The following is a 5,393-nucleotide window of genomic DNA, read 5'->3' as shown; positions in this document are numbered from 1 at the left end:
ATCACCGATCGCATCGTCGCGGACCTGGAAAAGGGTGTGCGCCCATGGGTGAGGCCGTGGAGCGTGGGCAATGCGAAGGGTCGCATCACGCGCCCGCTACGCCACAATGGCCTTCCGTATCAGGGCATCAATACCTTGCTTCTCTGGTCCGAGGCCGCTTCGAAAGGCTTCGTCTCTCCGACTTGGATAACCTTCAAGCAGAGCGTCGAACTGGGGGGTCATGTCCGCAAGGGGGAGACCGGCTCCATGGTGGTTTATGCCAGCCGCTTCACCAGGACCGAAACAGATGCGCATGGCGAGGAAGTCGAGCGGGGTATTCCGTTCCTCAAGGCCTACACGGTGTTTTGCGCCGACCAGATCGAGGGTCTGCCGGCCCACTACTACGCGGTGCCCGATCCTGTTACCGATCTTGTCCAGCGCATCGAGCATGCCGATCGCTTTTTCGACAATACTGGAGCGGTCGTGCGGTATGGCGGAGACCAGGCCTATTATTCTCCCTCTTCTGACCATGTACAGCTACCGTCTCCGGAGTTTTTCCGGGACATGGCTTCGTTCGTCGCTACGCGTGCCCATGAGACTCTGCATTGGACCTCAGCTCCTCAGCGGCTGAACAGGGACCTCAGCCGCTACCACCAGGATCGCATGGATCGCGCGCGCGAAGAATTGCTCGTGGAGCTTGGCGCCGCCATGATCTGCGCGGATCTCGATATCGTCCCCGAGCTCGAACCGAGGCCCGATCATGCCGCGTATATTCAGGGCTGGGCCAGCCTGCTGGGCCGCGACCAGCGGGCGATCTTCCAGGCAGCCGCCCACGCGCAACGCGCGGTCAATTATCTCCACGAACTCCAGCCGCAGGCGGAAGTGGCCTGATGTTGCGCGCTCCGCTGTTACAAGGGGGCGCCCAGCCCTCCTCGATCTGCCTTCGCGTGCTCAATGCCCGGGCGGGGGAGTGCAATCGACCACGCTCGCCCTGATCGCGGCACATGGGCATTTCGGGCGGCTGAATTGCACTATATTCGCCGATGCTTGCTGGAAACCCGTCGCTGTCTAAATCTGCGCTGGTTATGTCGCCGAATGTGCTGCCCGTTTCCGGTTTGTCTCGGCTGGCAATTTGCGCGAAATCTCCTCGACGCTCGCCGAGGGCAAGTGTTGGGCATCGATTCCCGCTATTACCTGCACCGTCGACCGGCGGGCCAATTGTCTTGATCGGCATGACCCGCTGGCCTGCACGACCACAGCCGGCGGATCGAAACGATCCCGCGCCGGCTAGCCTCATGCGCTGGCGCTCGCTGCAGCATCCGGTCGCCACTCAATGGCTCGGGATCCGCTCAAAAGTGCCTGCATCGGCTGGCCCATCCACGCCAACAGCCTCTGGCGATCCATGCGTGGCAATGACGCCGAGGCATGTCCCCGATGCTGTCGACGTTGACCGGGCAACTCGCACCGGCCTGCGCGGTATCAGCGGCGAGGTCTTTCTGCACCGATCCTTGGCGAAGTCGATTTGTCGAGGGCACAGGCCAGCTCGACTTGTGGCCAAATGAATGTGAAGGGATGTGCGGCGTGTGATCGCCCAGCCTGCAAAGCGTCGTTGGCTTCAGCACACCGACCTGCACAGCAGGTTGCAGGCCCCGCCTTGCGGCTGGCCCCTGTCCGAGCGGTAACCCGGGGGCCGGAGCCAATCAGCCGGCCCGTGCAGCGTCCAGTCCGAGAAGCCTATGTCCATGACCGTCAAGGGGCGGTTCTTGCTTGAAGCAGCAGATTGCTTGGCTGCTGGAGTTTGGCCTATAGGCCTCGTCGTCGTTCGACCGATATGAGGAGGCTGGCGCATCTTTCCGGCCATGGGCCGTCGTTCTGCAATGACGCGTGACGTGGACGGCCGGGCTTGATGGCGCCCCACTGTGGCTGCGGTTGCGGTGATCTTGCCGATAGGCTTCGCCTCTCGTCCGTGGCCGCGGTTTCATGGAAGGGCGCACCACCTGCGTCCTCGATGTGGCTGGTCTGACCGAAGGCCGTCTTCGCTTCGCTCCGCCTCGTTCTCAAGCCCGCAACAGCCGGTCGCGACTTTCTTCCCCTGCTGGCTTCGCCATCATTCCGCGCGGAACAAGAAAGCCTCGCCCTGGCTGCCCTTCACTGTCGTTCCGGCCCTTCGGGTGCGGGCCGATCGCCTCCGGTCTGTCGACCGCCATCGAGGTCGCGGTGGTCGCGGCCCGAGAAACTCAAGGAGACGACAAATGGCTACCATCGGCACTTTCACCTCAAACGGCAACTCCGGCTTTTCCGGAGCCATCAAGACCCTCAACCTCAACGTCAAGGCCAAACTGATCCGCGTCGAGAACCCTTCCGACAAAGGCCCTCACTTCCGCGTCTACTCGGGTAGCGTCGATCTCGGAGCCGCCTGGCAGAAGGTCTCCAACGAGGGCCGCGACTACCTCTCGGTCAAGCTGGACGACCCGAGCTTCCCCGCTCCGATCTACGCCACCCTGATCGAGGTGGAAGGCGAGGAAGGCCTGCAGCTGATCTGGTCTCGCCCCAACCGGGACTGATCGCCTCGACGAGGGCTCCGCCGCAAGGCGGGGCCTTCGGCCGTTCCCAAACGAACGCCGGCAGGCGGACGGAGCAAGAAGCGTCGCCTTTCGGGCGTGCTGCTTCCGTCGGCATCGCAGTCTCGCCGAGACGGCAAACCGACGCGGGCCCCTATCGGAATCCGGGTGTCCCCTCTGTTGCCACCTGAGCCTTCGGCTTTTCGGCCCGCCGCAAGGGCCGGCTCCTCCGTGCGCCTGCTGCGCCGGTCGCTGCGCGAGCCTTAGCAGTCTCGTGCGCGCTCGCCCTTGCCGTCAACGACAAGGAAATAAGGCTCATCATCGATGAAATCGAAGAGTTGCGTGCCACTGCGAGAATGAGTGTTCGGCACTGATCGGCGAGCCCGGCAACGACCGCAAGACCCGCTCGCCATGGTGCCCGCCCGACTGAGTTAATCCAGAGCCGTTTCATGACAGCTCTTAGAGCGGCAATGTCCCTTCTACTTCACAACAGGCGAGCCGTTGAGCGGCTCCGATAGGATTCTGGACTTTCCGTGTATTCTGGGCGCATTCTCCCCGCCGGGGAGAAGGGGCTTGGATAAATCCCGCTACGATGATCGATCGAGCCCGTGGCGCAAGCGTACTGGCGCAAGACGCTCGCTCGTACGACGCTGGGCCGGCGTGCCGATGCGGCTGGTCCTCGTGACCGTGGCTGCGGCTTCCGCTTTGGCGACTCAGTTTGTCATGCATACCAGCGGATTGCTGCCGGACATCAATCTGCAGAACTCAATCAAGCCGAGACCGGTAGCGATTGCTGGGGTCGCATCTGTGGTCGATGGCGACACGATCGAGATCCATGGCCAGCGCATTCGCTTCAATGGTATCGATGCACCGGAGTCAGCACAGCAGTGCGACGACGCCAATGGCTTCCAGTATCAATGTGGCGCCAAGTCTGCCGCCGCTCTCGATGCCTTTCTCGCCGCCTCCCGACCGACCCAGTGCATGTTTGTGTCATGGGATCGGTACGGCCGCTATGTCGGTAATTGTAGTCGGGCCGATGGGGTCAGCGTCGCCGCCTGGATGGTCGAGAACGGCCAAGCTCTTGATTGGCCGAAATACAGCCAAGGTGCCTACGCCATGGTGCAGGAGAAGGCCAAGGCGGCAAGGGTTGGCATCTGGGCAGGAACGTTTGAAGCGCCTTGGGATTGGCGTGCCGAGCATCGCGCTGACAATGAACAGCCATCGGCGGTCGCCCCCCTGCTCGCTGCTTCGCCCAGTGCCTGCAACATCAAGGGTAACATCAACGCTCGCGGTGAGCACATCTATCACATGCCCGGCCAAGAGTATTACGATCGCACCCTGATTACGACTCGCAAGGGAGAGCGGTGGTTCTGCAGCGAGGAAGAGGCGGTGGCCGCCGGTTGGCGGAAAGCAAAGCGGTAAGCTACAAGGGCAGGTATTGCCCTTTCTACTGCGCTTGCGCGGGCCGCCGGAACGCTGAGTGCACATCGGCAACGGCCCCGGAAGTGCGACCTGTGGGAGCGTCAAGATCACTGACTTCCGGCGGCGACATCGCGCCCGCGCCAGGTCGACGGCATGGTGGTCAAGGCGAAACGAATACGCCGTGCAGGACATCGAATGGCCGCGCATCAAGTGCTTTAACAGCCTCGCCGAGACGTTGCAGAAGCGGCAAGGCATGTCGGTCGGGGGTGCGTGGGCGTGTCACTACATGAAGCGGACGGACAACGCGGGCATCGAATGGCTGAATTCTTCGCTTGACCCAAGCGCAACAGCTCGTCCCAGCGGCTGCCCCGTCAACCAGACGGGATCGCTTCCGCGCGTCGGGTAGGCGGATCTCGGCTGATAGCCCGCGCATCCGCTTGGCGCGCAGCAGCTCGAGGAAAAGCCCGACGGCTTCGCCCTCGGTATCGAAGGAGTGCTGTACCGTGCGGCCGGTGGTTCCGATGATGGCGGAAGTCGCCGCCAAAATTGCCGAATTGGTCGCTACTTAGTCACGCCGGAGGCCAAATCGAGGGCGAAGCGATATTTTTTGGCGGATACCGCAGGTTTTCTGCGGCGACTTGGCTTCCTCCTCCTGCACTTCGACAAATGCGAAAGTGGTGTCTGCTTTCGCGTGCTCCATCTCGGAGCCTCAATGCCCGATTCTGGGGCGCATTGCTGCCGCCAGCTGGCAACCGCTACGAGGATGAGGAAGGACAAGCAGGGCGCTGGAAGGCGCCAAGTCACTGTTCACTTGCTATGCGTTGAAATGTGCATATATTGTGCGTAAGAGAGGTCGGAGATTTGTCATGGCCCACGCACAGCTCGCACATTCCACGGTGGTTTCAGGCTTTGTCGACAGCCTTCAGGAGCCGCGCACACCCTATATCTCGCCGAAGCGCCTGTCGCAGGCGCTGGGTGTGAAGGTGGCCAACCTGGCCCAGTTGACCGGTGTCCACCGCAACACGCTCCGTAACCCGTCATCGGAGCGCCTGCAGGGCCGGATGCGCGAAATGGTGAAAGTGATCTCGGCCGCGACGGAACTCACCGGCGACGTCGACAAGGCGATCTACTGGTACCGCAATGAACCGATTGCCGACTATGGCCATCGCACGGCGGCCGAGCTCGTCGCGGACGGCCAGGTCGAGGCGGTTCTGGCTTTTATCCGGGATCTTGAGAACGGGGCGCGCGGGTGAAAGTCACCCGCGTCGGGCCGGACGAAATCTTCCATCGCTATCTGACACCCAAATGGGCTTTCCTGCCCATCAGTGGCGCAGGCGCGGCGATCGACGGCGGGCGCTTCAACCGGCCAGGTGTCGAGGCGCTTTATCTGTCCCGTTCGGCCCAGACAGCGCTCGATGAATACAAGCAGGG

Annotated in this window: 6 protein-coding genes; all 6 read left to right on the top strand. The window is 62.4% G+C overall.

Features of this window, described 5'->3' with window-relative positions; all coding sequences use genetic code 11:
- Positions 1-870, top strand: an 870-nt coding sequence (locus tag EOA38_RS26990; RefSeq protein ID WP_127300666.1) for a zincin-like metallopeptidase domain-containing protein, incomplete at its 5' end; no start/stop codon positions are given.
- Positions 871-2,231: 1,361 nt separating this feature from the next.
- On the top strand, positions 2,232-2,543 hold the full coding sequence (locus EOA38_RS26980) for a DUF736 domain-containing protein (protein ID WP_027054589.1): 312 nt from the start codon (positions 2,232-2,234) through the stop codon (positions 2,541-2,543).
- Between the two features lie 570 nt (positions 2,544-3,113).
- The gene (locus tag EOA38_RS26975; RefSeq protein ID WP_245480925.1) at positions 3,114-3,962 is read left to right on the top strand and encodes a thermonuclease family protein; all 849 of its coding nucleotides are present in this window, start codon (positions 3,114-3,116) and stop codon (positions 3,960-3,962) included.
- Positions 3,963-4,143: 181 nt separating this feature from the next.
- Positions 4,144-4,368 (top strand): hypothetical protein, encoded by a 225-nt coding sequence (locus EOA38_RS26970; RefSeq protein ID WP_127300665.1) that lies wholly within the window; start codon positions 4,144-4,146, stop codon positions 4,366-4,368.
- 460 nt (positions 4,369-4,828) lie between these two features.
- Complete coding sequence (locus EOA38_RS26965) at positions 4,829-5,215, top strand: hypothetical protein (RefSeq protein ID WP_127253491.1); 387 nt, start codon at positions 4,829-4,831, stop codon at positions 5,213-5,215.
- On the top strand, positions 5,212-5,393 hold a 182-nt coding region (locus EOA38_RS26960; protein WP_148669489.1), incomplete at its 3' end, for an RES domain-containing protein. The genes EOA38_RS26965 and EOA38_RS26960, both read left to right, overlap by 4 nt.

Source organism: Mesorhizobium sp. M1E.F.Ca.ET.041.01.1.1, from assembly GCF_003997355.1.
In the GTDB taxonomy this organism is placed as follows: domain Bacteria; phylum Pseudomonadota; class Alphaproteobacteria; order Rhizobiales; family Rhizobiaceae; genus Mesorhizobium.
The sequence above is the reverse complement of the archived record's forward strand: the minus strand, read 5'-3'. Positions and strand labels throughout refer to the sequence as shown.